Here is a 24,687-nt window from a genome sequence, read left to right on the forward strand (position 1 = left end):
CCGTGGACGATGCGCGGTCAGCGGCCGCGCAGGAAGAGTTTGTCGAGCTCGTGCATGCCGAGCTGGACCCAGGTCGGGCGGCCGTGGTTGCACTGGCCCGAGCGTTCGGTGATCTCCATCTCGCGCAACAATGCGTCCATTTCCGGCAGCGTCAAGCGGCGGTTCGCGCGCACCGAGCCGTGGCAGGCCATCGTCGCGAGCAGTTCGTTGCCGGCCTCCTCGATGCGTCGCGAGCGGCCGTTCGCGGCGAGGTCGCCGATCACGTCGCGCACGAGCTGCGGCAGGTCGCCGTTGGCGAGCAGGCTCGGCACGCGACGCACCGTGATGCCTTGCGGGCCGCTGCGCACGATGTCGAAACCGAGCTCGGCGAAGCGCTCGCCGTGCTCCTCGACCGTCGCCGCCTCGCGCTCGCTGACCGCGATCGGCAACGGCACGAGCAGCATCTGCGCGCGGATGCCTTCGCCGTCCTGCGCGAGCTTGAGCTTCTCGTAGGTGATGCGCTCGTGCGCGGCGTGCATGTCGACGAGGATGAGTCCGTGGGCATTCTGCGCAAGCACGTAGACGCCGTGCAGCTGCGCCAGCGCGAAACCGAGCGGCGGAATATCCACGTCCGCATCGGCCACTGGCAACGAAGCAGGCGTTCTGTCGTCATGCCCGATCGACGCCGTGGCGTACGGCGACGTGCCGAGCAGCGCCGCGTATTCGGCGAGCGGCTCGCGCACGCCGAGGCCGAGGCCACCCTGGTGCCGGTACTCGGGACGCGCGAAACCGCCCTGCACGCCGCCACCGAGTCCCGCCATCGGCAACGACGATGGCGGCATCGCGGCGGCATCCACGGCCGTCGGCTGCGCGCCTGCGCGCGTCGCCGCGAGTGCCTCGTGCAGGCTGCGGTAGAGGAAGTCGTGGATCAGGCGCGACTCGCGGAAGCGCACCTCGCTCTTGGCCGGGTGCACGTTGACGTCGACGAGCGCGGGATCGAGATCGAGGAACAGCACGAACGCGGGATGGCGTCCGTGGAACAGCACGTCGGCATAGGCCTGGCGCACCGCATGGGCGACGGTGCGGTCGCGCACGAGGCGCCCGTTGACGTGGAAGTACTGCTGGTCGGCCTGCGCACGCGACGACGTCGGCAGGCCGACCCAGCCGTGCAGCGACAGACCTGCCCCGGCGTGTTCGATGCGCAGGCTGTCGCCGATGAAGCCGTCGCCGAGCACGTCACCGACGCGGCGCGCCGCATCGGCGAGATCCTGCACGGGCTTGTAGACGCGCACGGCCTTGCCGTTGTGGTTCAGGCGCAGGTCGATGCCCGGTCGCGCGAGCGCGATCGAACGCACGAGGTCGTCGATGTGGTTGAACTCAGTACGCTCGGCACGCAGGAACTTGCGCCGCGCCGGTACGTTGTAGAACAGGTCGCGCACCTCGATCGTGGTGCCTTGCCCGTGCTGCGCGGGCCGCTGCGACGAAGCCTTGCCACCATCGACCTCGAGGCGCATCGCGTGGTCCGCGCCCGCGCGCCGCGAGGTCAGCGCGAAACGCGACACCGACGCGATCGACGGCAGCGCCTCGCCACGGAAGCCGAGCGTGCCGACGCGTTCGAGATCCTCGAAGCTCGTGATCTTGCTGGTCGCGTGCGAGGTGACCGCGAGCGCGAGATCGTCAGCCTCGATGCCGTCGCCGTCGTCGCGGATGCGGATCAGGCGCGCACCGCCCTCCTCGACATCGATCTCGACGCGGCGTGCGCCGGCATCGAGGCTGTTCTCGACGAGTTCCTTGACGACGGACGCGGGGCGCTCGATGACCTCGCCGGCGGCGATCTGGTTGACGAGTTCGGGGGGAAGCGGGCGGATGCGCGACATGCGGGATACGGCGTGCGTGGACGCCGCATCATAGCGCCGCGCGTGCGGCGCCGCCGTCGTCAGCCCTGCGGGATCTCGAGCACGTCGCCGACGCGCACGTCGTCGCGGGCGAGCTTGTTGGCACTGCGCAGCGCGGTCACCGAGGTACCGTGGCGTGCCGCGATGACGCTGAGCGTCTCGCCGCGCGACACCACGTGGCGGCTCGCCTTGTCGCGGCCGAAGTTGGCCGCGAACCACGTGCCGGGCGGCGGTGCCATGCGGTAGTAATTGCGGATGCCCTCGAGGATCGCCTCGGCGAGCTTGGTGCGCTCGGCGGCGTTCTTGAGGCGCTTCTCCTCGGCGGGGTTCGAGATGAACGCGGTCTCGACGAGGATCGACGGCACGTCGGGCGAGCGCAGCACGATGAAGTTCGCGCTCTCGACGTGGTTCTTGTGGGTCGGTCCGACCTTGCGCATCGAGGCCAGCACCTGGCCGGCGATGCTCTGGCTGACCTCCATCGTCGCGCCCTGCGAGAGGTCCAGCAGCACCGCTGCGAGCGTGTTCTCGCGCGTGTCGAGCGAGACGCCGCCGACGAGGTCGGCGCGGTTCTCGCGATCGGCGAGCCAGCGTGCCGCTTCGCTCGTCGCGCCGCGCGGCGACAGCACCCAGACCGAACCGCCGCGCGCCTCGGGCTTGGTGAACGCGTCGGCGTGGATCGACACGAACAGGTCGGCCTTGGCGTCGCGCGCCTTCTGGTAGCGCTCCTTGTGCGGGATGAAGTAGTCGCCGTCGCGCGTGAGCTCGGCACTCATGCCGGGCTCCTTGTCGAGCAGGCGCTTGAGTTCGCGCGCGACCGCGAGCGTGATGATCTTCTCGTGCGTGCCGCTGGGACCGATCGAACCCGGATCCTCGCCGCCGTGGCCGGCATCTATCGTCACGAGCACGTTGCGCGAACTGCCCGGCGGCAGCACCTTCTCGATCGTCTTGACGACCGGCGGCGCGTTCTTCGGATAGAGATCGAGTACGAGGCGATAGCCGAGCTTCTCCGCCGGCGGCAGCAGGAAGCTCTTCGGGCGCACGCCCTGCGCGAGGTCGAACACGACGCGCAGGTCCTTGTCGCCCTGCTTGCCGCTGCGCACGGCCTTGAGCAGGCCTTTCGCGTCGGGCGTGCCGTAACTGCCCGAGAACGTGCTGCCACGCAGGTCGAGCACGAGGCGATCGGGGCCGCTGAGGTCGAACAGCTTGTAGTCGAGCGGACCCGAAACATCGAACACGGCGCGCGTGTACTCGGGGCCGGCCCAGATGCGCAACGCCTTCACTTCGGCCGCATGCACGGTGCCGCCCGCAACGCCTGCGAGGACGAAAGCAAGCAGCGTGCGGAGGTATGTCCCGACCGGAGTGCGCATGGGTGCGTATTCAATCCCAAAGCGCGGCCGCTTGACAAGACCCTTTTCCTTTACAAATCCGGATCCTGCACAACCTTCCTAAGGTTGAATCCGCACTCGCCTGGGTTCAGCCTCCATTGGGCCTGCCGAAACCCGCGAGCCAAGCCTCGCCACGGATCGAAAAGGCCACCGCCTCGAGGTCGCGGACCTCGCCCGCATGCGCGAGCGCGAGGCGAAGATCCGGCGGCGGAAGCGCCCCCGTGCCGCGCTCGGGCCATTCCACGACGAGCAGCGAACGCCCCTCGAGGAGATCCTGCAGGCCCAGCCATTCGAGCTCGCCCGCATCGGCGATGCGGTAGAGATCCAGGTGATGCACGCGCAGGTCGTCGCCGACGCGGTACGACTCGATGAGGCTGTAGGTCGGGCTCTTGATGCGACCCTCGACGCCGAGCGCGACGAGCAGCGCACGCGCGAACGTGGTCTTGCCGGCGCCGAGGTCACCGACCAGATGCAGCACGCCGCCTTCGACGAGATGCGGCGCGAGCGTGCGTGCGAGCGCCTGCAAGGCAGCCTCGTCGATGCCCTGCACGTTATGCGACACGCTCATGCCGACTCCGGATTGACGAGACGCCGCAGCGGCTCGAAGAGATCGCTTGCGACGAGCCCGCGCGGTGACGTGCCCGCCGCGAGATCGCCGGCGCGTGCGTGCACGACGACGCCGGCACATGCGGCCTGCCAGGCGTCGAGGCCTTGCGCGAGCAGGCCGGCGACGACGCCGGTCAGCACGTCGCCCATGCCGCCGCTGGCCATGCCCGGATTGCCGAACGGACACAGTGCGATACGACCTGCCGGATCGGCGACGAGGCTGCCGGCGCCCTTGAGTACGACCACGGCTCGGTGCCTTTGCGCGAGTTCGCGCACGGCCACGAAGCGATCGGCCTGAACCTCCGCCACCGATACGCCGAGCAGGCGCGCGGCCTCGCCCGGATGCGGCGTCAGCACGCAGGCTTCGGGCAATGCGAGCGGATCGCGCGCGAGCAGGTTGAGGCCATCCGCATCGAGCACGAGCGGCTTGCCGCTGCGCAGGGCCACGTCCCACAGCGCGTGTGACCACGCCGACGTGCCGAGTCCGGGCCCGACCGCGAGCACGCTCGCGCGTTCGACCAGCGGCGCGATCGCCTGCGGACCGTCGACGCTACGCGCCATGAGTTCGGGACGTGCGGCGTTGAGCGCCGTGACGTGCGCGCCGCGCGTCGCGACGCTGACGAGGCCGGCGCCGACACGCAATGCGGCTTCGGCCGCGAGGCGCACGGCCCCGGCCATGCCGTCGTCGCCGCCGATCGCGAGCACGTGGCCGTGGCGGCCCTTGTTCGTGTTGGCCGCGCGCGGCGCGAGCACGTCGCGCACCTCGCCGTCGAGCCGCTCGGCGTCGTGGCCGACCGATTCGAACAGGGCCGCGGGCACGCCGAGCGTGTCGAGTTCGCAGGCGCCCGTATGATCCGGACCGTCGGCCGTGAACAGGCCGCGCTTCCAGCCGATGAAGACGACCGTTCGCGTCGCGCGCACGGCAATGCCGCGCACGCTGCCGGTATCGGCATCGAGACCTGAAGGCACATCGAGTGCGAGCACGGGCTTGCGCGAGACGTTGATCGCGGCGACGAGTGCGGCCGCCGCGCCTTCGAGCGGACGGCGCAAGCCGCTGCCGAACAGGCCGTCGACGACGACGTCGGCCGATGCGAGGCGATCGCCGGCATCGGTCGGCGACAGGATCGGGCCGCGCGCACGCCAGGCTTCACGTGCCGCCCGCGCATCGGCCGTCGCCGCATCGCCGAGGGCGACCACGTCGACATCGAGCCCCGCCGCATGCGCCTCGCAGGCGACCAGGTAGGCGTCGCCGCCGTTGTTGCCGGGCCCGGCGAGCACGGCGAGACGCCGCGCCAAAGGCCAGGATCGACGCAGCACCGCGAACGCACCGGCCGCCGCACGGCTCATCAGCGTCGCGCCGTCGAGTGCGGACGCTTCGCCCGCCCGCGCATCGAGCAGGCGGACCTGTGTGGCTGTGTAGAGGGCTCTCGAGGGAGGAAGCGCAGTCATCGCGCGATGATACGACGCCTCGCGACGCGTCCAGGCTGCCATTATCCTCGTGCGCCCCGCGAGCCTGCCGCCAGCCCACGTCGTGACCACCGCTTCCGCCACGCCGCCGATCGACCACGCACGTCTCGTCGACGAGATCCGCGCGTGGGCGCGCGAGCTGGGCTTCCAGCAGGCCGGCATCGCCGGCGTCGACCTCGGCGCGGACGAGACCCACCTGCTCAACTGGCTCGCGGAAGGTCGCCACGGCGAGATGGACTACATGGAGCGCCACGGCACGCGGCGCAGCCGCCCGCAGGATCTCGTGGCGGGCACGGTGCGCGTGATCTCGGTACGCATGGACTACCTGCCCGCCGCCGCGCGCGACGGCTGGGACACGCTCGGCGATCCGGATGCGGCCTACGTCGCGCGCTACGCGCTCGGCCGCGACTACCACAAGGTCATGCGCAACCGGCTGCAGAAACTCGCCGACCGCATCGCGACGCGCACGGGTCCGTTCGGCTATCGCGCGTTCGTCGACTCGGCGCCCGTGCTCGAGCGCGCGCTCGCGCGCAACGCCGGACTCGGCTGGATCGGCAAGCACACCTGCCTGATCAACAAGGACGCCGGTTCGTGGTTCTTCCTCGGCGAGATCTACACCGACCTGCCGCTGCCGCTCGATGCCGAGGCGAGCGCGCACTGCGGCACCTGCACGCGCTGCCTCGAGGTCTGCCCGACCCAGGCGATCGTCGCGCCTTACCAGGTCGACGCACGACGCTGCATCGCCTACCTCACGATCGAGTTCGGCGGATCGATCCCGCTCGAGCTGCGCCGACCGATGGGCAACCGCATCTACGGCTGCGACGACTGCCAGCTCGCCTGCCCGTGGAACAAGTTCGCGGTGCCGACACCCGAGGCCGATTTCCTGCCGCGGCACGGCCTCGACGACAGCACGCTGCTCGCGCTGTTCGCGTGGACCGAGGAGGATTTCCTGTCACGCACGGAAGGCTCGCCGATACGCCGCACGGGCTACGTCGGCTGGCTGCGCAACATCGCCGTCGCGCTCGGCAATGCACCGTTCTCGCCGGCGACGCTGGCCGCGCTCGACGCGAGACGCGACCACCCCTCCGACCTCGTGCGCGAGCACGTCGCCTGGGCGCTGGACGAGCAGCTCGCGCGCCGCGATGCCGCGGCGCGCTGAAGCGTCAGGCAGCCTGCTTCGGAATCGAATCGTTGGTGTGGGTCAGGCGGTTGTGGCGGTCGACGTAGACCAGCGTCGGCTTGAACGTCGCAGCCTGCGCCTCGTCGAGCAGGCCATAGGCACAGATGATGATGATGTCGCCGGGCTGGGCCAGATGGGCGGCCGCGCCGTTGATCGACACGGTGCCGGCGCCTTCCTCGGCGCGGATCGCGTAGGTGCTGAAGCGCGTGCCGCTGTTCACGTTGTAGATGTGGATCTGCTCGTACTGGCGGATGCCCGAGATATCGAGCAGGCGGCCATCGATGGCGCAGGAGCCTTCGTAGTGGAGCTCGGCATGGGTGACGGTGGCCCGATGGATCTTGGCCTTGAGCATGTTCAGGTGCATGGCGGAGCCTTCACGACAATGTTGCAGGAAAACAACGAAAAGATGATACCGGGCGTGGTGTCGAGTGATCGACCTGACAAACGCCTGCGTACGGTCTGCAGGTCCCCATCCAGTTGACACGACGTCAATTAAATAAAAATCAATGACTTGAGATATCTATAGTGCGAACTCGAGACAAAAAAAACCCTCGCAGCGAGATCGCGCGAGGGTCCAGATTGGAGTGACGACTACCTGCAATGCGCCCTGGTGGCCTCGAGGTCTTGCAACATCCGTTGCGAAAACCCCTAGGACGGTGGTGACAATACCACAGCGTGTTGCGAAGTGCCATACCGGTCACACAACTTTTTCGACCGCCAGCACGGCGCCTGAACCGGGACCGGCTCAGGGCGCCGGATCGTCGACCGCGAGGTTGTCGATCAGCCGCACCCCGCCGAAGCGCGCCGCCACGAGCGCCACGAGGCCCTCGCGCACGTCCGGGCCAGGAATCGCCAGGGTCGTCGCGTTTCGGAACACGGCGTAATCGGGTGCAAAGCCCGCCTCGACGAGGCGACGCGACGCGCCGGCCTCGATCGCCTCGAGCGGACGCTCGCCTTCACGAAACTCGCCGACCATCGCACGCAACGTGGCGTGGACCTCACGTGCCGCCTGACGCTGGCCGGCATCGAGGTACTGGTTGCGCGAACTCATCGCGAGACCGCCCTCCTCGCGCACGATCGGCGCGCCGACGATCTCGATGCCGAAACACAGATCGAGCACGAGCCGGCGGATCACGAGGAGCTGCTGGTAGTCCTTGCGGCCGAACACGGCCACATCGGGCTGCACGAGGTTGAACAGCTTCGACACGACGGTCGCCACGCCGTCGAAATGACCGGGACGGATCGCGCCCTCGAGCACGTCGGACAGGCCCGGCACACAGACACGCACACCGTCGTCCGCGCCGAGCGGATACATCGTCGCGACGTCGGGAAGGAACAGCACATCGCAACCGTGCGCGGCGAGTCCGCGCGCGTCCTCGTCGGGCGTGCGTGGATAGCGCGCGAAGTCCTCGTTCGGCCCGAACTGGGTCGGGTTGACGAACACGCTCGCGACGACCAGCGAGGCACGTTCGCGCGCGAGCGCGACGAGCGAATGATGGCCTGCGTGCAGGTTGCCCATCGTCGGCACGAGACCGATCGAGCCACCGTCGCGGCGGGTGGCGCGCGTGAGGGCGCGGAGGTCGTCGATCGACGTGACGATCTGCATGACGCCCCCTCAGTACGCGTGTTCGGCGGCCGGGAAGGCCTTCGTGCGCACGGCCTCGACGTAGGCGGCGACCGCAGCCGCGACCGAGCCCTGTCCGGCGAGGAAGTCCTTGCTGAAGCGCGGACGCTTGCCCGGCGTGACACCGAGCAGGTCGTGGATCACGAGCACCTGGCCGTCGCAGTCGGCGCCGGCACCGATGCCGATCGTCGGGATCGCGAGCTCCTGCGTGATGCGCGCGGCGAGCGCGGCCGGCACGCACTCGAGCACGAGCAGGTCGGCACCGGCCTCGGCGACGGCATGCGCCTCGGCGACGAGGCGCTCGGCCTCCGACGCCTGGCGACCCTGCACGCGGTAGCCGCCGAAGCGATGCACCGACTGCGGCGTGAGACCGAGATGCGCGCAGACCGGGATGTCGCGCTCGGCGAGCGCTGCGATCGATTCCAGCACGTAACCGGCGCCTTCGAGCTTGACCATCGCCGCGCCACCCTCGGCGACGAGGCGCGCCGCCGATGCGAGTGCCGTCGGCACGTCGCGGTAGGTCATGAACGGCAGGTCCGCGACCAGCAAGGCCTTGCGCAGGCCGCGTGCGACCGCGGCCGTGTGGTAGACGACGTGGTCGAGCGTCACCGGCAGCGTGCTCGAGTGGCCTTGCACGACCATGCCGAGCGAATCGCCGACGAGCACGACGTCGACGCCGTTCGCATCGAGGCAGGCCGCGAAGCTCGCGTCGTAGCAGGTCAGCGAGGCGATCTTGCTGCCGTCAGCCTTGCGCTGGGCCAGCGACGGGACGGTGATCGGTGCCGTGGCGGCACCGGGAGACGAGGCATACATGGATGAAGGGATGACGCGGCGTGCCGGGACGGCAGCGGGACCGCTATCGTAACGTGCCCTGCACCGGCGCCGCGATGTCGAGGCGCGTGCAGGCCGTGGCGTCGACGCCGGCGAGCAGCGCGTCCACGCGTCCCTGCCCCGGAACCTCGAGCGACGGCGCGACTTCGGCCAGCGGCACGAGCACGAACGCACGTTCGCGCAGGCGCGGGTGCGGCACGACGAGTCCTTCCTCGTCGACGCGCTGGTCGCCGTAGACGAGCAGGTCGAGATCGATGCGACGCGGCCCCCAGCGCTCGCCGTCACGCACGCGCCCGAGCGCTCGCTCGATCGCGAGCAGGGCGTCGAGCAGCGCGCGCGGCGCGAGTCCGGTGGCGATCCCGGCCACCGCGTTGACGAATGCGGGTTGCTCGATCACGCCCCACGGCGGCGTGCGCCAGAGGCCCGACGTGGCGACCAGCCGCGTGCCGGGCAACTCCGCGATGCGATCGAGAGCGAGAGCGAGCTGGCGAGGTGGATCGTCGAGGTTGCTGCCGAGTCCGATGAAGGCGCGGACCGAACTCACTCCACCGCGTCCACCGGCGCCCCGCCACCCGCACCGGGCGCCTTGCGGCGGCGACGCCGCGGACGCTTGCGTGCAGGCGCGCGCTCGATGCCTTCGTCGTCGCCGGCAGGGGCAGGCTGCGTGAGCATGCGCGACAGTTCGGCACCGCCGGCTTCCTGCGCCTCGGTCCACCAGTCGACCAGTTCGACGAGCTCGGCCTCCTCGTTGGCGCGCAGCACGAGGAAATCGAACGCGGCGCGGAATCGCGGATGCGACAGCAGGCGGTTCACGCGCTTCTTCTGGCGCTGTTCGAAGCGCGGCTGCAACGCCCAGATCTCCTCCATGCCGAGGCCGAAGCGGCGCGGTATCGCGACGCGCGAGGCCTGCTCGTGCATGACGCGATCGGCGGCGACGGGCCACGCCACGGCGGGCTCGGTGCCTTCGTCGATGAGCTTCTGCGCGGTGGCGCGCACGGGTTCCCACAGCATCGCCGCGAACAGGAACGCCGGCGTGACGGTCTTGTCGCTGCGCACGCGCTCGTCGGTGCTCTCGAACGTGTAGCCGAGCATGCGGCCGAACGTCGCACGGTTGGGTCCCGCGAGTGCAGCGGCCGTGGCCGGGAAGATCTGGCCGAGCAGGTCGTGGTTGTGCAGGCCGCGCAGGCTGGCGAGGCCGTGCCCTGCGAGGAACAGCTTGAGCGACTCGTCGAACAGGCGTGCCGGCGCGACGTCGGCGAGCAGTGGCGCGAGGCGCTGGATCGGTTCGGCCGCTTCGGGCGCGATCGTGAAGCCGAGCTTCGCCGCAAGGCGTACCGCACGCAGCATGCGTACGGGGTCCTCGCGATAGCGCTGTTCCGGATCGCCGATCAGGCGCATCGCATGCGAATGCAGGTCCTCGAGGCCGCCGACGTAGTCGCGCACGCTGAAATCCGCGATGTCGTAGTACAGCGCGTTGACCGTGAAGTCGCGACGGATCGCGTCCTCCTCGATCGAGCCGTACACGTTGTCGCGCAGGATGCGTCCATCGACCACCTGACGATCGGCGTTGCCGTCTTCACCTATGCCGCGGAACGTCGCGACCTCGACGATCTCGCGCCCGAACACGACATGCGCGAGGCGGAAGCGGCGCCCGATCAGTCGACAGTTGCGGAACAGCGCGCGCGTCTGCTCGGGCGTCGCGTCGGTGGCGACGTCGAAATCCTTCGGATGCCCGCCGAGCAGCAGGTCACGCACGGCACCGCCGACGAGGAAAGCCTTGTAGCCGGCTTCGTGCAGTCGATACAGCACGCGCAGTGCGCCGCTGGAAATGTTCTTGCGCGAGATGCCGTGCTCGGAGCGCGGCACGATGCGCGGGACGATCGCTGCTGCGGAGGTCGTCGATGAGGACTGCGGCGCTGCTGGGTTCATTCAGTGATCACGTTGGAAGCGGTTCCGTGCAACGGGACGATTGTCGTCGGTTACGAATCCGTTATACTACGCCCCCCACGCAGTTTGCCCCAAACAACGCTCCCTTCGTCTAGTGGTCCAGGACACCGCCCTCTCAAGGCGGGAACACGAGTTCGAACCTCGTAGGGAGCGCCAACTGCCTGCCTCGCCTCCTCCGCTTCGCACGCCGCCGCACTGATCGCATGCCCTTCGTCGTCACCGAGAACTGCGTCAAGTGCAAGTACACCGACTGCGTCGAAGTCTGTCCGGTGGACTGCTTCCACGAAGGCGCGAACTTCCTCGTGATCGATCCCGAGGAATGCATCGACTGCACGCTGTGCGAGCCCGAGTGCCCCGCGAACGCGATCTATCCCGAGGACGACGTCCCGGCCGGGCAGGAAGCCTTCATCGCGCTCAACGCCGAACTCGCCAAGGCCTGGCCCGTGCTGACCGAACGGCGTGACCCGCCGGCCGACGCCAAGGAATGGGACGGCAAGCCCGGCAAGATCGATCTCATCGAACGCTGACCGGCACCTTCAGGTCAAAAAAAAACGCCGCTGACGCGGCGTTTTTTCGTTGCGGCGGCGGTATCGCTCAGGACAGGCGTTCGCGCAGCACCGACAGCACGTCGCGCGCGGCATTCTTCGATGCCTCGTCACTGCCGCTTTCGACGGTGACAACGCTCGCGTCACCCTCGCCCGTCACGCGCACCGTCAGCGCGACCGACGTCGAGACCTTCTTGCCGCCGGCCTTGCCGAACGTGACCGCGCGCTTGAGCCAGCCCGCACGCTGCGTCGTCGTGCCGCTGCCCTGGATGTCGTAGGTGCCCGCCGACGCATCGCTCGAGCGTACCGTCGCGATGCCCGAACGCTCGAGCGCGAGGCCGACGCGACGGAAGGTGCTGTCGGCCGTGTCGGCGACGCGCAGGCCCTCGCCGACGACACCGACACCGGTGCCGATCGCGGGCGCCGTATCACCGGGAGCGGCGGACGGCGGCACGGCCGTGCCCGATGCCGCGCCACCCGCAGCCTCCGGAATCACGAGCGAACCACCGGTGTTGGGCACGTCGAGATCGGGCGGCACTTCCAGCGGCCGTTCCTGGCGAGCCTTCTTGTAGGCGTCGTTGTTGCCGAACTTGGTGCGCAGCCAGCTGCAGCCGCCGAGCATCGACACGGAGATGACCGCACAGGCGACGATCTTGAGGGTTCTGTTCACGGGAAGGGTTTCCATGGTTCGTGTGGCACTCAACCGGCCGCGCGGGCCGCGTCGACGAGGCCGAGATCGACGAGGATGCGGCGCGCGCGCTCGTGATGCGCGGCGGACAGTGCGACGAGCGGCAGCCGAGGCTGCGCGTCGCCGAGTCCGAGCGCCTGCAGGCACCACTTGACGGGAATCGGATTCGGTTCGGCACCGAGCAGGTCGTACAGCGCGTGCAGGCGCACGTCGAGGGACGAGGCCGTCGCCGCGTCGCCGCGTGCGGCCGCCTCGCAGATCTGCTGCATCGCGTGTGGGGCGACGTTGGCGGCGACCGAGATTACGCCCGCCGCACCCGCGCCGATGGCCCGCACACAGGTCGGGTCGTCACCGGACAGCACGACGAAACCCTCTCCGCGCAGCGCGAGCAGCTCGCTCATTCGCGTCGCGTCGGGCACGGCTTCCTTGATGCCGACGATCCCCGCGGTATCCACGAGCCGGGCGACGGTCGAAGGCAGCAGATCGCAGGCACTGCGCGACGGCACGTTGTAGAGGATCACCGGCAGACCGCCGTGTGCGGCGACCTCGGCGAAATGGCGATGCAGGCCTTCCTGCGTCGGGCGCACATAGGCCGGCGTCACCACAAGTGCGGCATCCGCACCGAGTTCGGCTGCGAGACGCGTCTGCGCGATCGTCTTGCGCGTGGACTGCAGGCCCGTGCCGGCGATCACCGGCACGCGGCGCGCGACGCGCTCGACCGCGAAGGACAGCAGTGCCGTGAACTCGTCGGTTTCGAGTGCCGCGCCTTCGCCGGTCGATCCGGCGACGACGAGCGCTCGCGTGCCCGCGTCGAGCTGGTAGTCGATGAGGCGCGCGAACGCTTCGAGGTCGAGGGAGTCGCCGCCCGACGCGAAAGGCGTGGCCAGCGCGCAGATGCTTCCGGAGAGGTTCAAGGCGGGGTCGGCATGCGCATCGTCAATCGACGGATGGTATGGCCAAGCACGGGCGAAGTCCAATGCCCGGAAACGCGCCACGAGGCGTGTCTTGCGGGGTCCATGGACGGCCAGTATGCTCGGTTCGCAGGCCTCGATGCGGCTGCGCCACCGCGCCGCACACGCCGTGAAAAAGGCAGGAAAGCAGCTCTTGAGCGACCGCGCGCCACGTCCGACGACGAACGAGAACCACCTGCTCGTGAGCGTCTTCGCGAGTGCCGAGCAGTCGCCCCTCGTGGCCGTCACCAAGCGCATCGCCGACTGCGGCTGCAACGTCGCCGAGGCACGCGTCGCCTCGCTCGGCAGCGACCTCGGCGTGCAGGTCCTCGCGCAGGGCTCGTGGGATGCGATCGCCAAGCTCGAGAACGCGCTCGGCAAGCTCGATCGCGACGGCGGCATGCGCGTACTGCACTTCCGCACGGGCGCCAAGCAGCAGCAGGTCAGCCTGCTGCCGTATGTCGTCGAGGTCATCGCCGCCGACAAACCCGGCGTGCTGTTCCAGCTCGCCGAGTTCTTCGCCGGCCACAACATCACGATCGAACAACTGCACTCGACGCGCTACCGCGCGATGCAGACCGGTGCCGACATGTTCTCGGCGCAGATCACCATCGGGATTCCCAACACGATGCACCTCGCCGCGCTGCGCGACGATTTCCTCGAGTTCTGCGACGGGCTCAACCTCGACGCGATCATGGACCCGATGAAGTTCTGAAACCGCAGACGAACGACATGACGACGACCACCACGCCGGCCATCGGCAAGCGCGTCCCCGCCCTCGAAGGCGTCACCGGCGACGGCACGACGCTGTCGCTCGCCGACCTGCGCGGCAAATGGGTGGTGCTCTACTTCTATCCCAAGGACGCGACACCGGGCTGCACGCGCCAGGCGCAGGATTTCCGCGACCTTCACGACACCTTCGCGGAACGTGGCGCGGTCGTGGTCGGCGTGTCGCGCGACGGTGCCTCGTCGCATGCACGCTTCAGCACGAAGCAGGCGATCCCGTTCACCTTGATCGCGGACACCGACGAACGCTGGTGCCGCGCGTTCGACGTCATCCACGAGAAGGTGCTGTACGGCAAACGCCACATGGGCGTCGTGCGCAGCACGTTCCTGATCGACCCCGACGGGGTCCTGCGCGCCGAATGGCGCGGCGTCAAGGTGCCGGGCCACGCGGCCGCGGTGCTGGAGCGACTGGGCGGCGCGTGACCGACCTTCGCGCGCACGCCATCATCCCACGCGCAACCTGCGCACCTTCTTCTTCCCCGCCGGACGAGGCCTTCGCATGACCCGAGGCAAGCGCATCTACGTGCTCGATACGAACGTGCTCATGCACGATCCGACCGCCTTGTTCCGCTTCGAGGAGCACGACGTGTTCCTGCCGATGACGGTGCTCGAGGAACTCGATGCCGCCAAGAAGGGCCAGTCGGAGGTGTCGCGCAACGCGCGCCAGGTCAGCCGCTTCATCAACGAACTCATCGAGACCGGCAAGGGCCGCCACATCGACGAGGGTCTCGATCTCCTGCTGCCGCAGGGCCTGCGCCTCAACCGCGCGAACACGGTCGGCAAGCTGTACTTCCAGACCCAGGTACCGGAGCCGTCCGCGGGACCGCGCAAGCGCAGCGTGCCCGACAACCTGATCCTCGCCTCGGTGGTCGCGCTGCGCGATGCGCACCCGGAGACGCCGGTCGTCCTCGTCACCAAGGACATCAACCTGCGCATCAAGGCCTCGATCTTCGGCGTCACCGCCGAGGACTACGAGAACGACCGTGCGCTAGACGATTTCAGCCTGCTCTATGCCGGCCACAACGAACTGTCCGAGGACTTCTGGGAGCAGCACGCCGACCTGCGCTCGTGGTCGGAGCGCGGCCACACGTTCTACGAGGTCACGCTGCGCAAGGACGAGGACTGGCATCCGCACCAGTTCCTGTACCTGCCCGGCGAGAACGAGATCGAGCTGCGCGTGCTGCAGGTCGCCAACGGCAAGGCCACGCTGCAGATCGTCGACGACTACCGCAGCGGTTCGCACACCGTGTGGGGCATCTCGGCACGCAACCGCGAGCAGAACTTCGCGCTCAACGCGCTCATGGATCCCGATGTCGACTTCATCACCCTGCTCGGCACGGCGGGCACCGGCAAGACGCTCCTCGCGCTCGCCGCGGGCCTCGCCCAGGTCATGGACCAGCAGCGTTACCGCGAGATCATCATGACGCGCGCGACCGTGTCGGTCGGCGAGGACATCGGCTTCCTGCCCGGTACCGAGGAGGAGAAGATGACGCCGTGGATGGGCGCGCTGACCGACAACCTCGAGGTGCTGACCTCGCCGCAGGAAGGTGGTGCCTGGGGCCGCGCGGCGACCAACGACCTGCTCGCCTCGCGCATCAAGATCCGCTCGATGAACTTCATGCGCGGCCGCACGTTCCTGTCGCGCTACGTGATCATCGACGAGGCGCAGAACCTCACGCCCAAGCAGATGAAGACGCTGATCACGCGTGCCGGCCCCGGCACCAAGATCGTCTGCCTCGGCAACGTCGAGCAGATCGACACGCCCTACCTCACCGAGACCACCTCGGGCCTGACCTACGCGGTCGACCGCTTCAAGCACTGGGCGCATTCGGCGCACCTGACGCTGCGTCGCGGCGAGCGCTCGCGCCTGGCCGATTTCGCTTCCGAAGTGCTCTGATCCACCCTCGGCGGCGCGTCCTCGGGGCGTGCCGCCTTCCATCCGTTTCCAGGAAGTCCGCATGTCGCTCGCCCCGCTCCAGCAACGCCTTTCCGTCCCCTCGCGCCAGCTCGGCGCTCCCGGCCCCGACGCCGCCCAGCTCGATGCCCTGCTCGAAGCCGCGGTGCGCGTGCCCGACCACGGCCGGCTGACGCCGTATCGCCTGGTCCTCGTGCGCGGCGATGCGCGCCAGCGCCTCGGCGAGGCGACCGCGGAGATCCACGCCCGCAACGAGCCCGGCGCACCGGCCGGCGCACTCGCCAAGGACCGCGAGCGCTTCAACCAGGCACCGGTCATCGTCGTCGTCGTTGCGCGCGTGACCGCGGGCCACAAGGTTCCCGAGATCGAACAGGTCCTCACGTCGGGGTGCATCGCCTACAACCTGCTGCTCGGTGCGCAGGCGCTCGGTTTCGGCGCACAGTGGCTGACCGGCTGGGCCGCCTACGACCGCGACGTCGCCAGCCTGCTCGGGCTCGCCGCGAACGAGTCGATCACCGGCTTCGTGCACATCGGCAGCGTGCTGCAGCCCGCGCCGCAGCATCCGCGTGCCGCACTCGCCGACGTGCTCGGCGAGTGGCAGGGCTGAGCGCCCGCACGTGCCCACGACGGTCCATCTGGTCGATGCGAGCCTCTACGTGTTCCGGGCGTGGCATTCGATCCCGCCCGACTTCACCGATGTCGACGGCCATCCCGTCAACGCCGTGCACGGCTTCACGCGCTTCCTGCTCGAGCTGCTCGAGCGGGCGCAGCCGAGCCACGTCGCGATCGCTTTCGACGAGTCGCTGACGAGCTCGTTCCGCAACGGCATCTATCCCGAGTACAAGGCCAACCGCGCGCTGCCGCCCGAGGAACTCGTGCGCCAGTTCGGGTATTGCCGCGAGGTCGCCACGGCACTCGGGCTCACCGTGCTCACGGATACGCTCTACGAAGCCGACGACCTCATCGGCAGCGCGATCCACGCACTGGGCCGCCACGCGTGCCACGCGGTGATCGTCTCGGCCGACAAGGATTTCGGCCAGCTGATCGGCGACCGCGTCGAGCAATGGGACTATGCGCGCAACGAACGCTGGGGTGCCGACGGCGTCCTGCAGCGCTTCGGCATCCATCCACGGCAGGTGCCCGACTACCTGGCCCTGATGGGCGACACGGTGGACAACATCCCGGGCGTGCCCGGCATCGGTGCGAAGACCGCGGCCGCCCTGCTCGCGCATTTCGACACGCTCGACGCCCTGCTCGAGCGGGTCGACGAGGTCGGTTTCCTGCGCCTGCGCGGCGCGGCGGCGACCGCACGCAAGCTGCGCGAGCACACGGCGCTGGCGCGCCTGTCACGCTCGCTCACGGCGATCGCACTCGATGCGCCGGTACCCCTCGAAGTCGCGCATTACGCGCGACGCGCACCCGATGCAGCGGGCACCGAAGCACTGTTCGACCGACTGAAGCTCGGCCCGCTGACGCGAGCGCGCGTGCGCGCGCTCGCGGGCTGAAGCGCATCAGCCCCCGGGCTTCTTCTCGGCCGGCTTCTCGCCGCCCCTGTCGAGGCTCGGGCGCTCCTGCATGAGCTTCTTGCCTTCCTCGAACGAGGCTTCGCGGACCGGAAGTGCGTTGGTCGTCACGCCGGTCTCGTTCCAGGCGAAGCGCAGGTCGCTGCGGAACACCTTGACCGCCTCGAGCTTCGACGCGTCCCGGACGTCACCGTACTGCCCGTAGAGCGCCTTCTGGCTGTTGGCGACGAAGTACAGCTTGCCATCGGCGACCGTGCCGTAGGTCGGCACGCTCAGTGCGGGGTTCGCCGCATCGAGCGGCATCGCCTTCGTGATCGCCGAGCCTTCCTGCGAGAGGGTGAGGCGCATGACGCGTTTGGGCATCATGCCGCTCGCGATCGTCACGAGCGTACCGTCGTACCAGTAGAGTCCGTCGATGCCGCCGAGCACGAGCACCTCGGGGTTGAACTGCACGGCGAAACCGGTACCGGACGACAGGTGCACACCGAACAGGCCGAGCTGATAGTCGGCGAAGTACAGCAACTTGCCGTCGTCGCTGACCGCGAGGCCGCGGATGCTGGTGAGGTTCGGATCGGAAGCCGCGACCTTGAGCTTCTTGCCTTCGATCGTGTAGATCACGTTGCGCACGCCGTCGGCGACGAACATCTGGCCGCCCTTGCCGACCGTGATGCTCGACAGCGTGTGCACGCCACCACCCTCGACGAGGTAGCGGTCGACGAGCTTGCCGGTCGACAGGCGGAACGCGAACACACCGGCCTTGCCGAAGTCGTCCTGCTTGAAGCCCTTGAAGTAGACCGACGAGGTCGAGGCGACGTAGAGCAGGTCGCGCTCGGCATCGACGGCGAGCGCGTAGACGCTCCACAAGCCGTTCGTCGCATCGGCCTTGATGAAATCGGATGTCTTGCCCTTGTCGTCGACGAGCTGGATGCTGCCGTCGCGCGCGCTGCCGACGAGGAACTTCTTGCGCTTGGGGTCCCAGCCGAGCGACTCGGCGAGCGTGTCGCCCTTGGGCAACTCGAACGCGACCTTGCCTTCGCCGAAGGTCTGCAGGTTCGACTTGAGGTTGTTGGCCACGTACTCCCACACGCGGGTGTCGGCGATCTTCTCGAAACGCTTGTCCTTGCCGATGTCGTAGCCGAAGCCCTGCGACTTCATGCGCATGAGCAGGTCGTAGGCCTTGGTCTTCTCGCCCGTGTTGGCGTAGACCACGGCGAGCGCGAACTTGTACTCGCCGACGTTGGGCAGCACCGCCGTGAGGCGCTCGAGCGTCCAGCCGAGGCGCTGGAAGTCGCCGCTGCGGCGATACACCGCCATGAGCTGCTTGAGCGCCTTCGGATCGGCGATCCCGGCGATCTGCTCCTGCGTCAGGACCGGCATCTGGCGCTGCGGAGCAGCGTCCTCGGTCGTGGCATCCTCGGAGCCTTGCGGCGCCGGCGACTGGGCCGCCACGCCGAACGAGAGCGCGCCGATCACGAGTGCGCACAGCCAATGCTTGGTCATCATCTGGATATCCCTGGATACTGTCGGGCTGGTCGGGAAAAAGGGGGCGCCGCCGAGGGCGCGGGCTGCCGGTCCGGCGCTTCATGCCACGGAGCGTCGACAAGCCCATAATCGGGGACCTGCGCCGCCGGAGCGCGACCGGATGCGGAAACCGAGGCGATCGAGACCTTGCCTCGCATCGAAAGTTTCACGGAGCCAGTTACGATGACGGAAACGATTACGCTTTGCAACGGCACCTGGCTGCGCCTCAAGAAGCGCGGCCGCTGGGAATATGCCGAGCGCACCAACCCGGGCGGCGGCGTCATGATCATCGCCGTCACCCCCGAGGACAAGGTGCTGTTCGTCGAACAGTACCGTCCCGCGCTCGAGTGCATGACGATCGAGATGCCGGCCGGCCTCGTCGGCGACCAGGCCGACAGCAGCGGCGAGAGCGCTGTCGAGGCCGCACACCGTGAGCTCATCGAAGAGACCGGCTACGCGGCCGGCCGCGTCGAGTTCATCATGGCCGGCCCGACCTCGGCCGGCATGAGCAACGAGATCCTCGCGTTCGTGCGCGCCCTCGATCTCGAACGCGTGCACGCCGGCGGCGGCGACGAAACCGAGGACATCGTGGTCCACGAGATCCCGCGCGCCGAAGCGGCGCGCTGGCTGGTCCGCAAGATGGCCGACGGCTACTCGGTCGACCCCAAGATGTTCGCCGGCATGTTCTTTCTCGACAACGCCGACCTCATGCGCGACCGCGCGGCCGGCTGAGCGGCGTTCAGGCCGTCGCGAGCACGGCGGCCTGCCACAGCAGCAGCACGGCCATGCCGATGATCGCCAGCAGCGTGAGCAGGGTGCCGACGGCACGCCCCGCGCTGACCTTGGACGAGCGCGAGAGTCCGAACGCGTGGGCGAGGCGTCCGGCCACGAGCATGATGCCGAACACGTGCACGACCAGCGGAAGGGTCTGGTTGAGCTCGACGATCAGCAGCAGCAGCAACGCGAGCGGGAGGTACTCGACCGCGTTGGCATGCGCGCGGATGCGCTTGGCCAGCTCGTGGTCGCCGCCGTCGCCGATGCCGATGCGCGCCTCGCGCCGGCGCAGTACGACGCGGATCGTGAGCACGATGACGAGCAACGCGGACAACGCCGCGTAGATTCCGGTGATGCGCATGACCGCTCCCCTTCAGTCGGTGGACGTCGCCGCCGGCTCGAGCCGGTCGGCGCGCTGGATGCCGGTCAGCACGACATCGCCGACCGGCACGACGCGGTAGCTTACGCGCAAGTCGCCGATCATGGGCTTGTCGGGATCACCGTCGGCGTAGAGCACGCCGTCGTGCTCGCCGAAGCTCGCTTCGAGGTTCGGGTGGACGTCGCGCAGGCCGACCGGATGCGGCTTCGTGCCGAGGCTCTCGGTGACCAGCGCGGGATCGACCACGAACGCGCCGAGCAGGATGCGCCCCGCCGGGAAGCGCGCGCGCTCGAACGGGAAACGGCCCGGGTTGACGTTGCCGGTGCGCTCGCGGAACGCGTTCGAGTCGATCACCTCGGACGACCATACGGCCTTCTGGCCGCAGGCATTCGCGATGCACTGCTCCTGCCACTGGTACATCTCGACATCGCGCAGCAGTGCGACCGCGTCGGTCGACACGCCGAGCTGGGTGTCGACCGCGCGCGCATCGATGCGCAAGGTGCCGGCGATGCTGACGAGGCGCCCTTCGTTGGCCGGATCGACGGCGTCGGCCTTGACCGCCGTCGGCGTGCCCTGTCCCGGCACCTCCGGCGCAGCGTCGCGCGCACGCAATCCCCACCAGGCGACTCCCGCGGCGAGCGCGGCGAAGCCGACGACGAGGCCGATGCGCGCGACGGACATCCTCTCAGCCCGCCGTCTTGATCAGGACGGTGTCGGCGTCGATCTGCAGCTCGCGCGGCGTCGGCGCCTTCGCACCATCCGACTTGAGATGGGCGATCTCGGCCTCGCTGAGCGACTTCTCGCTGAGCGTGCCGTAGACCACGGCCTGGCCGCTCGCGTCCTTGGGCACGCTGAACGCGTGGTCGTGCATGAACACGCGTGCGAGCTCGCCCTTCTCGCCGGCGAGCACGAGCCAGCAGCCCTTCTTCTGGCAGACCTGGGTGATGCGGCCGCTGAACGCACCGGGCTTGCCGAGGTGCGGCTTCGCATCGGCGGCGACGGCGTCGATATCGACCGCGGCCGGACGCGCCGCCGGCAGCGCGGCACCGTAAATCTCGCCTTCGGCGGTCTTCGCGACCGGCGCGGGACCGGCAGGCGTGCGACTGTGGTCGCGCTCGCCGGCAGCATGGGCATGGTCATCGTGGGCCTGCGCGCCGGTGGCGCAGAGGGCGAGCATCAGGACAAGGGCACGCATCGGACTCTCCTTGGTGGGTGCGTTGGCGATCGGCTCACGCGGGGTGATCGGAAGAACGTTCAGGCCGCGAGCGGCCAGGCGGCGAGTTCGGCATGTTCGTCGCGCGTCGAGTAGCGGCCGCCGTCGTCGCGCGCGACCGCGGCCATGGCGCAGGCGCTGTCGTGGGTGAAGAACAGGCGCACGTTGCGCGCGAGCTTGTCGGCGAGGAACGCGCGCTTCTCGTCGATGAGCAGTTCGGGATAGCGGTCGTAGCCCATCGTGATCGGCAGATGCACCCACGGACGTCCCGGGATCAGGTCGGCGCAGAACACCACGCCGCCGCCGTCCGCGACGATCTCGGCGAGCAGCAGGCCGGGCGTGTGGCCATCGGACACCTCGAACCTCACGTGCTCGCCGAGCGCCTTCGCATGCGCACCGTCGACGAGTTCGAGGCGACCGCTGTCGCGCAGCAACGGCACGAGTTCGGGGATGAACGACGCACGGTCACGTGGATGCGGTTGGACCGCACGCTCCCAGTGGCGCGCACCAACCACGAACGTCGCGTTCGGAAACAGCAGGCCAGGCGCCGCACCCTCCGACCACGCCGCGAGCAGGCCGCCGGCATGGTCGAAGTGCAGGTGCGAAAGCACGACCACGTCGATGTCCTCGTGCGAGAAGCCCGCCGCGGCGAGTGAATCGAGCAGCACGTGACGATCCTCGAGCACGCCGTAGCGCGCGCGCAGCTTCGGCTCGAAGAACGCGCCGATGCCGGTTTCGAAAAGCACGGTACGTCCGTCGAGGTCCTCGGCGAGCAGGCAGCGGCAGGCCAGCGGGATGCCGTTGTCGGCATCGGGGGCGATCCACTTCTGCCACACCGCGCGCGGTGCGTTGCCGAACATCGCGCCGCCGTCGAGGCGTTGCGAGTTGCCGAGGAGCGACCAGAGCTTCATCCGCTCATTGTACGCGAGCGCTGCTCATCTCTTCACGCGGGTCCGAGCCGCCCTCGACGGTACCGTCCTTGCGGTTCCAGCCGACCACGTTCATGAGGCCCCAGGTGCGTTCGGCATCGTTGACGATATGCCCCATGTCCTGCAGCGCACGCGTCTCGTCGCGCGTGAACGCGTTCGGCTCGGCCGACACGACATCGGGCAGGTACTGGTGATGGTAGCGCGGGTTAGCGGCGACCTGCTGCGCCGACTGGCCATCGACGAACGCGAGGATGCCCTCGAACACCATCGTGATGATGCGGCTGCCACCGGGCGTGCCGATCACGCCCACGCGGTCCTCGCCGATCACGAAGCTCGGCGTCATCGACGACAGCGGGCGATGCCCGGGCTTCGGCGCGTTGGCGTCGCCGCCGACGAGGCCGAATGCATTCGGCTGGCCCGGCAGCAGCGCGAAATCGTCCATCTCGTTGTTGAGCACGAAGCCGGTGCCTTCGACGACGAAGCCCGAGCCCAGCGCGAGATTCACGGTCTTGGTCACCGCGGCGAGGTTGCCGTCGGCGTCCATGATCGAATAATGCGTCGTGTGCTCGGCCTCGACCGGCGGCATGTACCCCGGCAGCATGTCGCTCGGCGTCGCCCTCGACGGATGGATCGACGCGCGCAGGCCGGCCGCGTACAGCGGGCTCGTGAGCTCGGCGATCGGCATCTTCACGTAGTCGGGATCGCCGAGGTATTCGGCGCGGTCGCGGTAGGCGCGACGCATCGCCTCGATCGTGAGGTGCACGCGCGGCATGCGCTCGAGCTTGGCGAGGTCGTAGCCCGCGAGGATGTTGAGCATCTCGGCCAGTGCGATGCCGCCCGACGAAGGCGGCGGTGCGGTGACGATGCGCCAGCCGCGGTAGTCGAGCGTGATCGGCTCGCGCTCGCGCACCTGGTAGGCGGCGAGATCCTCGATCGTCCACGTGCCCCCGGCAGCCTGCACGGCATCGGCGAGTCGCTTCGCGAACTCGCCCTTGTAGAAGCCGTCTGCCCCTTTCGACGCGATCAGTTCGAGCGTCGTGGCGAGATCGGGATTGCGGAACACCGCCCCCTCGACCGGCGCCTCGCCCGATTCGCCGAGGTACAGCGCCGCCGACGACGGCCAGCGCGACAGCACGGGCTTGCGCGAGGCGATGCTTTTCGCGAAACGTCCGTAGACTGGGAATCCGTCGCGCGCGAGACGGATCGCCGGCGCGAGCGATTCCGACAGCGGCAGTTTGCCGTAATGCTGCGCGAGCCATGCGAACGCGGCCGGCTCGCCCGGGATGCCGGCCGACAACGGACCATTGATCGACTTGTCGCGATCGAGCTTGCCCTGCGGGTCGGTCCACAGCTCCGGCCTGCTCGCCGCGGGTGCGGTCTCGCGTGCATCGAGGAACACCTGGCGATCATCGCTCGCGCGACGCAGCAGGAAGAAACCACCTCCGCCGATGCCCGAACTCTGCGGCTCGACGACCGCCAGTGCTGCGCCGACCGCGATCGCCGCATCGAACGCATTGCCGCCCTTGCCGAGCACCTCGAAACCCGCGTCGGTCGCGAGTGCGTGCGCACTCGCGATCGCGGCCTTGCCCGGGCGCCCCGTGATCGACGGCGCACGTGCGGCCCCGTCGTTCGTTGCCGCGGGCGTGGCGTCCGGCGGCGCCTGGTTGGCGGTGGCAGGGGGCTGCGGCACACCGCACGCGGCGAGCACCACGCACAGCGCGGCGGCGAGGAAGGTCTGCTTCAAGGATTCGATCCGGTCAGATGGGCGTACTTGGCCATGAGCTCGTCCCGCGATTCGGGATGCTCGGGGTCAAGGATGATGCACTCGACCGGACAGACCTCGATACATTGCGGAACATCGAAATGCCCGACGCATTCGGTGCAGTTCGAGGGCGCGATCTCGTAGATCTCGCTACCGGGCGCGATCGCCGCGTTCGGACACACCGGCTCGCAGACGTCGCAGTTGATGCACTGGTCGGTGATCTTGAGGGCCATGCGCGGGGAGACGGCGCCGCTTTGCGCGGCGCCGTCGCGTGAATCACTTCATTTCGGCGAAGCGGTAGGTCGCGCCGACCGTCGCGAGCGCGTCGCGCACGCGGTCGGAATCCTCCTGCTTGCCGATGAACAGCACGAACACGTCCTTGAACGTGCCGGCGCTGGCACCGTCGAACGCGTCGACGATGAGGTCGCCCGTGATCTTCGAATCCGGGCCGCCGAACGCGACCATGTTGCCCGGCAGGACGCCGCGCGCGATGACCGTCTGCACGTTGTCGAGCTGGTTGCTGCGATCGAGCTGCGCCTTGCCGTCATCGCCGCCCGGCACGAAGTACATGTACGGACGCGTCGTGTTGACGCCCTGCATGTTCTGCATGACGACCGCCGCGAGGTACTTCTTCCACGCGTTCTGGTCGTTCGCGTCGGTCGGCAGTGCGACGGTCTCGACCTGCTGCTCGGCGGTCTGCTGCGGCGCAGCTTCGTCCTTGTTGCAGCCTGCGAGCGTGACGGCGAGGCCGAACGCGACGGCGGCGATGAGATGCTTGGACATGGTTT

The 24,687-nt window shown here is 68.9% G+C and carries 27 protein-coding genes and 1 tRNA gene; 9 read left to right on the top strand and 19 right to left on the bottom strand.

Annotated features, from left to right (window positions below; translation table 11 throughout):
• Positions 1-17: 17 nt before the first annotated feature.
• The 4 genes from mutL to ACQQ2N_RS19980 form a co-directional block, all read right to left on the bottom strand.
• Positions 18-1,856, bottom strand: coding sequence for a DNA mismatch repair endonuclease MutL (mutL, locus tag ACQQ2N_RS19965; protein WP_440223330.1), 1,839 nt, complete (start codon positions 1,854-1,856; stop codon positions 18-20).
• A 59-nt stretch (positions 1,857-1,915) separates the two neighbouring features.
• A complete protein-coding gene (locus tag ACQQ2N_RS19970; protein WP_440223331.1) occupies positions 1,916-3,241 on the bottom strand; it encodes an N-acetylmuramoyl-L-alanine amidase in 1,326 nt (441 codons plus the stop codon).
• 106 nt (positions 3,242-3,347) lie between these two features.
• On the bottom strand, positions 3,348-3,827 hold the full coding sequence (gene tsaE / locus ACQQ2N_RS19975) for a tRNA (adenosine(37)-N6)-threonylcarbamoyltransferase complex ATPase subunit type 1 TsaE (protein ID WP_440223332.1): 480 nt from the start codon (positions 3,825-3,827) through the stop codon (positions 3,348-3,350).
• Positions 3,824-5,314: an NAD(P)H-hydrate dehydratase gene (locus tag ACQQ2N_RS19980; RefSeq protein ID WP_440223333.1), complete on the bottom strand. Its 1,491-nt coding sequence runs from the start codon at positions 5,312-5,314 to the stop codon at positions 3,824-3,826. The genes tsaE and ACQQ2N_RS19980 overlap by 4 nt, the downstream gene beginning before the upstream one ends.
• 82 nt (positions 5,315-5,396) lie before the next feature.
• Here ACQQ2N_RS19980 and queG point away from each other — a divergent pair, with 82 nt between their 5' ends.
• Entirely contained in the window at positions 5,397-6,491 is a 1,095-nt protein-coding gene (queG, locus tag ACQQ2N_RS19985; protein ID WP_440223334.1) for a tRNA epoxyqueuosine(34) reductase QueG, read from the top strand.
• Between the two features lie 4 nt (positions 6,492-6,495).
• Here the strand turns inward: queG and panD are convergent, their stop codons facing one another.
• From panD to pcnB, 5 genes are all read right to left on the bottom strand, one after another.
• Entirely contained in the window at positions 6,496-6,876 is a 381-nt protein-coding gene (gene panD, locus ACQQ2N_RS19990) for an aspartate 1-decarboxylase (protein ID WP_440223335.1), read from the bottom strand.
• A gap of 381 nt (positions 6,877-7,257) precedes the next feature.
• Positions 7,258-8,118 carry a pantoate--beta-alanine ligase gene (gene panC / locus ACQQ2N_RS19995; protein ID WP_440223336.1) on the bottom strand — a complete coding sequence of 287 codons (861 nt, stop codon included), beginning with the start codon at positions 8,116-8,118 and terminating at the stop codon, positions 7,258-7,260.
• Positions 8,119-8,127: 9 nt separating this feature from the next.
• A complete protein-coding gene (gene panB / locus ACQQ2N_RS20000) occupies positions 8,128-8,949 on the bottom strand; it encodes a 3-methyl-2-oxobutanoate hydroxymethyltransferase (protein ID WP_440223337.1) in 822 nt (273 codons plus the stop codon).
• Positions 8,950-8,992: 43 nt separating this feature from the next.
• Entirely contained in the window at positions 8,993-9,511 is a 519-nt protein-coding gene (gene folK, locus ACQQ2N_RS20005) for a 2-amino-4-hydroxy-6-hydroxymethyldihydropteridine diphosphokinase (RefSeq protein WP_440223338.1), read from the bottom strand.
• On the bottom strand, positions 9,508-10,896 hold the full coding sequence (pcnB, locus tag ACQQ2N_RS20010; RefSeq protein ID WP_440223339.1) for a polynucleotide adenylyltransferase PcnB: 1,389 nt from the start codon (positions 10,894-10,896) through the stop codon (positions 9,508-9,510). Before pcnB ends, folK begins: the two co-directional genes overlap by 4 nt.
• 98 nt (positions 10,897-10,994) lie before the next feature.
• Here pcnB and ACQQ2N_RS20015 point away from each other — a divergent pair.
• Together ACQQ2N_RS20015 and fdxA are read left to right on the top strand one after the other, a co-directional pair.
• Positions 10,995-11,070: transfer RNA gene (locus tag ACQQ2N_RS20015), tRNA-Glu, on the top strand.
• A gap of 47 nt (positions 11,071-11,117) precedes the next feature.
• Entirely contained in the window at positions 11,118-11,441 is a 324-nt protein-coding gene (gene fdxA / locus ACQQ2N_RS20020) for a ferredoxin FdxA (RefSeq protein ID WP_440223340.1), read from the top strand.
• A 67-nt stretch (positions 11,442-11,508) separates the two neighbouring features.
• Here fdxA and ACQQ2N_RS20025 read toward each other — a convergent pair whose 3' ends face one another.
• Together ACQQ2N_RS20025 and dapA are read right to left on the bottom strand one after the other, a co-directional pair.
• The gene (locus ACQQ2N_RS20025; RefSeq protein WP_440223341.1) at positions 11,509-12,129 is read right to left on the bottom strand and encodes a hypothetical protein; all 621 of its coding nucleotides are present in this window, start codon (positions 12,127-12,129) and stop codon (positions 11,509-11,511) included.
• Between the two features lie 29 nt (positions 12,130-12,158).
• Complete coding sequence (gene dapA / locus ACQQ2N_RS20030) at positions 12,159-13,061, bottom strand: 4-hydroxy-tetrahydrodipicolinate synthase (RefSeq protein ID WP_440223342.1); 903 nt, start codon at positions 13,059-13,061, stop codon at positions 12,159-12,161.
• A 136-nt stretch (positions 13,062-13,197) separates the two neighbouring features.
• Here dapA and ACQQ2N_RS20035 point away from each other — a divergent pair, with 136 nt between their 5' ends.
• From ACQQ2N_RS20035 to ACQQ2N_RS20055, 5 genes are all read left to right on the top strand, one after another.
• A complete protein-coding gene (locus ACQQ2N_RS20035) occupies positions 13,198-13,812 on the top strand; it encodes a glycine cleavage system protein R (RefSeq protein ID WP_440225810.1) in 615 nt (204 codons plus the stop codon).
• Between the two features lie 17 nt (positions 13,813-13,829).
• Positions 13,830-14,306, top strand: coding sequence for a peroxiredoxin (locus ACQQ2N_RS20040; protein WP_440223343.1), 477 nt, complete (start codon positions 13,830-13,832; stop codon positions 14,304-14,306).
• Positions 14,307-14,382: 76 nt separating this feature from the next.
• Positions 14,383-15,780, top strand: a complete 1,398-nt coding sequence (locus tag ACQQ2N_RS20045; RefSeq protein WP_440223344.1) for a PhoH family protein — start codon at positions 14,383-14,385, stop codon at positions 15,778-15,780.
• 61 nt (positions 15,781-15,841) lie between these two features.
• A complete protein-coding gene (locus ACQQ2N_RS20050; protein ID WP_440223345.1) occupies positions 15,842-16,405 on the top strand; it encodes a nitroreductase family protein in 564 nt (187 codons plus the stop codon).
• Between the two features lie 10 nt (positions 16,406-16,415).
• Positions 16,416-17,303, top strand: coding sequence for a 5'-3' exonuclease (locus ACQQ2N_RS20055; RefSeq protein WP_440223346.1), 888 nt, complete (start codon positions 16,416-16,418; stop codon positions 17,301-17,303).
• Positions 17,304-17,309: 6 nt separating this feature from the next.
• Here the strand turns inward: ACQQ2N_RS20055 and ACQQ2N_RS20060 are convergent, their stop codons facing one another.
• Complete coding sequence (locus ACQQ2N_RS20060) at positions 17,310-18,824, bottom strand: hypothetical protein (RefSeq protein ID WP_440223347.1); 1,515 nt, start codon at positions 18,822-18,824, stop codon at positions 17,310-17,312.
• A gap of 201 nt (positions 18,825-19,025) precedes the next feature.
• Between ACQQ2N_RS20060 and ACQQ2N_RS20065 the strand changes: the two genes are divergently transcribed.
• Positions 19,026-19,574 (top strand): NUDIX hydrolase, encoded by a 549-nt coding sequence (locus tag ACQQ2N_RS20065; protein WP_440223348.1) that lies wholly within the window; start codon positions 19,026-19,028, stop codon positions 19,572-19,574.
• Between the two features lie 7 nt (positions 19,575-19,581).
• Here the strand turns inward: ACQQ2N_RS20065 and ACQQ2N_RS20070 are convergent, their stop codons facing one another.
• Genes ACQQ2N_RS20070 through ACQQ2N_RS20100 form a run of 7 tightly spaced genes read right to left on the bottom strand, consistent with a single transcriptional unit; the run spans position 19,582 to position 24,682 of the window.
• The gene (locus tag ACQQ2N_RS20070) at positions 19,582-19,977 is read right to left on the bottom strand and encodes an MAPEG family protein (RefSeq protein WP_440223349.1); all 396 of its coding nucleotides are present in this window, start codon (positions 19,975-19,977) and stop codon (positions 19,582-19,584) included.
• Between the two features lie 12 nt (positions 19,978-19,989).
• Positions 19,990-20,676, bottom strand: coding sequence for a TMEM43 family protein (locus ACQQ2N_RS20075; RefSeq protein ID WP_440223350.1), 687 nt, complete (start codon positions 20,674-20,676; stop codon positions 19,990-19,992).
• A 4-nt stretch (positions 20,677-20,680) separates the two neighbouring features.
• Entirely contained in the window at positions 20,681-21,190 is a 510-nt protein-coding gene (locus tag ACQQ2N_RS20080) for a DUF4920 domain-containing protein (RefSeq protein WP_440223351.1), read from the bottom strand.
• A gap of 59 nt (positions 21,191-21,249) precedes the next feature.
• Entirely contained in the window at positions 21,250-22,119 is an 870-nt protein-coding gene (locus tag ACQQ2N_RS20085; RefSeq protein ID WP_440223352.1) for an MBL fold metallo-hydrolase, read from the bottom strand.
• Between the two features lie 4 nt (positions 22,120-22,123).
• Positions 22,124-23,881: a gamma-glutamyltransferase gene (gene ggt, locus ACQQ2N_RS20090; protein ID WP_440223353.1), complete on the bottom strand. Its 1,758-nt coding sequence runs from the start codon at positions 23,879-23,881 to the stop codon at positions 22,124-22,126.
• Positions 23,878-24,132 (bottom strand): YfhL family 4Fe-4S dicluster ferredoxin, encoded by a 255-nt coding sequence (locus tag ACQQ2N_RS20095; RefSeq protein ID WP_440223354.1) that lies wholly within the window; start codon positions 24,130-24,132, stop codon positions 23,878-23,880. Before ACQQ2N_RS20095 ends, ggt begins: the two co-directional genes overlap by 4 nt.
• A gap of 43 nt (positions 24,133-24,175) precedes the next feature.
• The gene (locus ACQQ2N_RS20100) at positions 24,176-24,682 is read right to left on the bottom strand and encodes a hypothetical protein (protein ID WP_440223355.1); all 507 of its coding nucleotides are present in this window, start codon (positions 24,680-24,682) and stop codon (positions 24,176-24,178) included.
• Between the last annotated feature and the right edge of the window lie 5 nt (positions 24,683-24,687).

Origin of the sequence: Dokdonella aquatica, assembly GCF_051987395.1 — a bacterium.
Classification (GTDB): Bacteria; Pseudomonadota; Gammaproteobacteria; order Xanthomonadales; family Rhodanobacteraceae; genus Dokdonella.

Bases quoted from the DNA above. Each gene is read 5' to 3' on its own strand.
- mutL (WP_440223330.1), bottom strand. From the start codon at position 1,856: ATGTCGCGCATCCGCCCGCTTCCCCCCGAACTCGTCAACCAGATCGCC.
- ACQQ2N_RS19970 (WP_440223331.1), bottom strand. From the start codon at position 3,241: ATGCGCACTCCGGTCGGGACATACCTCCGCACGCTGCTTGCTTTCGTC.
- tsaE (WP_440223332.1), bottom strand. From the start codon at position 3,827: ATGAGCGTGTCGCATAACGTGCAGGGCATCGACGAGGCTGCCTTGCAG.
- ACQQ2N_RS19980 (WP_440223333.1), bottom strand. From the start codon at position 5,314: ATGACTGCGCTTCCTCCCTCGAGAGCCCTCTACACAGCCACACAGGTC.
- panD (WP_440223335.1), bottom strand. From the start codon at position 6,876: ATGCACCTGAACATGCTCAAGGCCAAGATCCATCGGGCCACCGTCACC.
- panC (WP_440223336.1), bottom strand. From the start codon at position 8,118: ATGCAGATCGTCACGTCGATCGACGACCTCCGCGCCCTCACGCGCGCC.
- panB (WP_440223337.1), bottom strand. From the start codon at position 8,949: ATGTATGCCTCGTCTCCCGGTGCCGCCACGGCACCGATCACCGTCCCG.
- pcnB (WP_440223339.1), bottom strand. From the start codon at position 10,896: ATGAACCCAGCAGCGCCGCAGTCCTCATCGACGACCTCCGCAGCAGCG.
- fdxA (WP_440223340.1), top strand. From the start codon at position 11,118: ATGCCCTTCGTCGTCACCGAGAACTGCGTCAAGTGCAAGTACACCGAC.
- ACQQ2N_RS20035 (WP_440225810.1), top strand. From the start codon at position 13,198: ATGCGGCTGCGCCACCGCGCCGCACACGCCGTGAAAAAGGCAGGAAAG.
- ACQQ2N_RS20040 (WP_440223343.1), top strand. From the start codon at position 13,830: ATGACGACGACCACCACGCCGGCCATCGGCAAGCGCGTCCCCGCCCTC.
- ACQQ2N_RS20045 (WP_440223344.1), top strand. From the start codon at position 14,383: ATGACCCGAGGCAAGCGCATCTACGTGCTCGATACGAACGTGCTCATG.
- ACQQ2N_RS20050 (WP_440223345.1), top strand. From the start codon at position 15,842: ATGTCGCTCGCCCCGCTCCAGCAACGCCTTTCCGTCCCCTCGCGCCAG.
- ACQQ2N_RS20060 (WP_440223347.1), bottom strand. From the start codon at position 18,824: ATGATGACCAAGCATTGGCTGTGCGCACTCGTGATCGGCGCGCTCTCG.
- ACQQ2N_RS20065 (WP_440223348.1), top strand. From the start codon at position 19,026: ATGACGGAAACGATTACGCTTTGCAACGGCACCTGGCTGCGCCTCAAG.
- ACQQ2N_RS20070 (WP_440223349.1), bottom strand. From the start codon at position 19,977: ATGCGCATCACCGGAATCTACGCGGCGTTGTCCGCGTTGCTCGTCATC.
- ACQQ2N_RS20075 (WP_440223350.1), bottom strand. From the start codon at position 20,676: ATGTCCGTCGCGCGCATCGGCCTCGTCGTCGGCTTCGCCGCGCTCGCC.
- ACQQ2N_RS20080 (WP_440223351.1), bottom strand. From the start codon at position 21,190: ATGCGTGCCCTTGTCCTGATGCTCGCCCTCTGCGCCACCGGCGCGCAG.
- ACQQ2N_RS20085 (WP_440223352.1), bottom strand. From the start codon at position 22,119: ATGAAGCTCTGGTCGCTCCTCGGCAACTCGCAACGCCTCGACGGCGGC.
- ACQQ2N_RS20095 (WP_440223354.1), bottom strand. From the start codon at position 24,132: ATGGCCCTCAAGATCACCGACCAGTGCATCAACTGCGACGTCTGCGAG.
- ACQQ2N_RS20100 (WP_440223355.1), bottom strand. From the start codon at position 24,682: ATGTCCAAGCATCTCATCGCCGCCGTCGCGTTCGGCCTCGCCGTCACG.